At 71.6% G+C, this 2,828-nt stretch carries 2 protein-coding genes and 2 pseudogenes; all 4 read left to right on the top strand.

Annotated elements, in window-relative coordinates; genetic code table 11:
- Window positions 1-367: pseudogene (locus tag ABZ281_RS44865) on the top strand (hypothetical protein); the annotation flags it as partial.
- Window positions 364-1,671, top strand: coding sequence for an ATPase, T2SS/T4P/T4SS family (locus ABZ281_RS44860; protein WP_356664091.1), 1,308 nt, complete (start codon window positions 364-366; stop codon window positions 1,669-1,671). The pseudogene ABZ281_RS44865 and the gene ABZ281_RS44860, both read left to right, overlap by 4 nt.
- A gap of 46 nt (window positions 1,672-1,717) precedes the next feature.
- Window positions 1,718-2,668, top strand: a complete 951-nt coding sequence (locus ABZ281_RS44855; RefSeq protein ID WP_356664093.1) for a type II secretion system F family protein — start codon at window positions 1,718-1,720, stop codon at window positions 2,666-2,668.
- Window positions 2,668-2,828, top strand: a pseudogene (locus ABZ281_RS44850) (type II secretion system protein); the annotation flags it as partial. The gene ABZ281_RS44855 and the pseudogene ABZ281_RS44850, both read left to right, overlap by 1 nt.

Here is a 2,828-nt window from a genome sequence, read left to right as displayed (position 1 = left end):
ACGGTGGCGATGTAGCGGGGGTTGGCCGCGTCGTCGCCGAGCTTCTTGCGCAGCCAGGAGATGTGCATGTCGAGCCGGCAAGCTCGCCTCGCAGGTCAACGACATGCTCGTGCACGCCCAGACCGGCGCCCGCGTGGTCGGCACCCTCGCCGACGACCCGGCCGGCGCCGACCAGCTGGCCGGCCGCAAGCGAGGCCGCCTCGACAAGTCGCTGCTGATCCGCTCGGCCCGCAAGGTCGCCGCCGACCTCTACCAGCAGTACGGCGCCGCCTGGGCCGCCTCCGCGCAGGCCAACCAGGCACCCCAGGCCCACCACGCCCCGCACGCCCCGGGCCAGATGCAGGGCCACGCGGGGGCCGGCGCATGACCGCTGTCGACCACCAGTTGGTCAAGCGGTTCCGCCAGGACGCCGGCGACCGCATCGCCGAGCAGCGCCGGCAGGACCAGGTCGCGGGCGTCACCCCGATGTCCACCGAGGACGAGCGGCAGTACGCCCGGGCCGTCATAGCCCAGATCCTGGAGGAGCACGCCCGCTCCGAGATCAACGCGGGCCGTACGCCGCTGGACGCCGAGACCGAGGAGCAGTACGCGGCCGCCGTGCACGCCGCGCTGTTCGGCGTCGGCCGGCTCCAGCCGCTGCTGGACAACCCCGAGGTCGAGAACATCGACATCAACGGCTGCGACCAGGTGTTCATCGGGTACGCCGACGGCCGTGAGGCGCAGGGCGACCCCGTCGCCGAGACCGACGAGGAGCTCATCGAGCTCATCCAGGTCCTCGGCGCGTACTCGGGTCTGTCCTCCCGGCCCTTCGACTCGGCCAACCCGCAGCTGGACCTGCGCCTCCCCGACGGTTCGCGTCTGTCGGCCGTCATGGACGTCACCCGGCGCCCCGCCCTGTCCATCCGCCGCGCGCGCATGGGCAAGGTGTTCATCTCCGACCTCGTCGGCAACGGCACCCTGTCGCCCGAGGTCGCCCACTTCATGGCCTGCGCGGTCCGCGCCCGCAAGAACATCATGATCGCCGGCGCCACCAACGCCGGCAAGACCACGCTCCTGCGCGCCCTGGCCAACGAGATCCCGCCGCACGAGCGCCTCATCACCGTGGAACGGGCCCTGGAACTCGGCCTCGACACCTTCCCCGACCTGCACCCCAACGTCGTCGCCTTCGAGGAGCGCCTGCCCAACTCCGAGGGCCAGGGCATCATTTCGATGGCGGAACTGGTGCGACGCTCGCTGCGTATGAACCCCTCCCGCGTCATCGTCGGTGAGGTCCTCGGCGACGAGATCGTCACCATGCTCAACGCCATGTCGCAGGGCAACGACGGCTCCCTGTCCACGATCCACGCCAACAGCTCGCACGAGGTCTTCAACCGTATTTCCACCTACGCGCTGCAGGCCACGGAGCGGCTGCCCATCGAGGCCAGCCAGATGCTGATCGCGGGCGCGGTCAACTTCGTCGTCTTCATCCAGCGGCGCAACAACTACGGCAGCGGCGGCCGCCTCCAGCGCATGGTCACCTCCGTCCGCGAGGTCAACGGCGTCGACGGACGGGTGCTGTCCAGCGAGGTGTTCGCGGAGGCCCCCGACGGCCGGATCGTGCCGCATGCCCCCATAGCCTGCCTGGAGGAACTGATGGCACACGGCTACCGGCCGACCGGGACCTGGGGGTGAGCCGGGGATGACCACGAACCTCGCGGCACTCGGCTCGCTCGGCTCCATGGGCGGCCTGTTCTCCACCACCGTCCTGTACTCGATAGCGTGCGGCGTCGCCGTCGGCGGCGGCCTCGCCCTCCTCCTCATCGCCGTACGCGGACTGCCCGCCAAACCCGACCACGAGAAGCAGAAGGCCGCCGAGCGGGCGAGCGAACTGATCCGCTTCGCCGGCCGGCGCGGCTCGCTCGCCGCCATCGTCGGCCTGGTCGTCCTCGTCCTCACCCGCTGGGCCGTCGCGGGCATCGCGGCCGGTGTCCTCGTCTTCTTCTGGGACCGCCTGTTCGGCGGCGCCGGTGAGGAACGGGCCGCCATGCGCCGCGTGGAGGCCCTGGCCTCCTGGACGGAGTCCCTGCGCGACACCATCGCCGGCGCCGTGGGCCTGGAGCAGGCCATCCCGGCCTCCGCCCGCGCCGCGGCCCCCGTCCTGCGGCCCCACCTCGACGCCCTCGTCGACCGGCTGCGCGCCCGCACCCCGCTGCCCGAGGCGCTCCAGCAGCTCGCCGACGAGATCGACGACGCCTCCGCCGACATCATCGTCGCGGCCCTCATCCTCAACGCCCGCCTGCGCGGTCCGGGTCTGCGCCAAGTCCTCGGCGCCCTGGCCAAGTCGGCCCGCGAGGAGGTCGACATGCGCCAGCGGGTCATGGCCCAGCGCGCGTCGACCCGCAGGTCCGTGCAGATCGTCGTCGCGGTGTCCGTCGCCTTCGTCCTCGGCCTGTCGATCTTCAACCGCGACTTCGTGGAGCCGTACGAAACGGCCGTCGGCCAGCTCGTCCTGGCCTGTGTCTGCGGCCTGTTCGCACTCGGCTTCTGGTGGCTGCGCAAGCTGTCCACCATCGAGACGCCCGAGCGCTTCCTGGTCCGCGACGAGGCCTCCGTCCAGTTCGTCCGTCCCAGGACACCGTCGCACGCGCAGTCCCAGCAGCGGATGCCGCAGGAAGAAGGGGCACGCTGATGGACCTCACGATGCCGCTCGTCGTCGGCGCCGTCATCGGCCTGGGCCTCTACGTCCTCGTCCGCGCCCTCATGCCCAGCAAGCGCAGCGCGATCTCACAGGTCGCGCGGATCGACGCGATGCGGGCCCGCGGCTCGGCCTACGAGACCGCCCGCGCCGA

Source organism: Streptomyces sp. NPDC006265 (assembly GCF_040613555.1).
Taxonomy (GTDB): domain Bacteria; phylum Actinomycetota; class Actinomycetes; order Streptomycetales; family Streptomycetaceae; genus Streptomyces.
This window is presented reverse-complemented; position numbering and strand designations above follow the sequence as displayed.

Bases quoted from the DNA above. Each gene is read 5' to 3' on its own strand.
- ABZ281_RS44860 (WP_356664091.1), top strand. From the start codon at position 364: ATGACCGCTGTCGACCACCAGTTGGTCAAGCGGTTCCGCCAGGACGCC.
- ABZ281_RS44855 (WP_356664093.1), top strand. From the start codon at position 1,718: ATGGGCGGCCTGTTCTCCACCACCGTCCTGTACTCGATAGCGTGCGGC.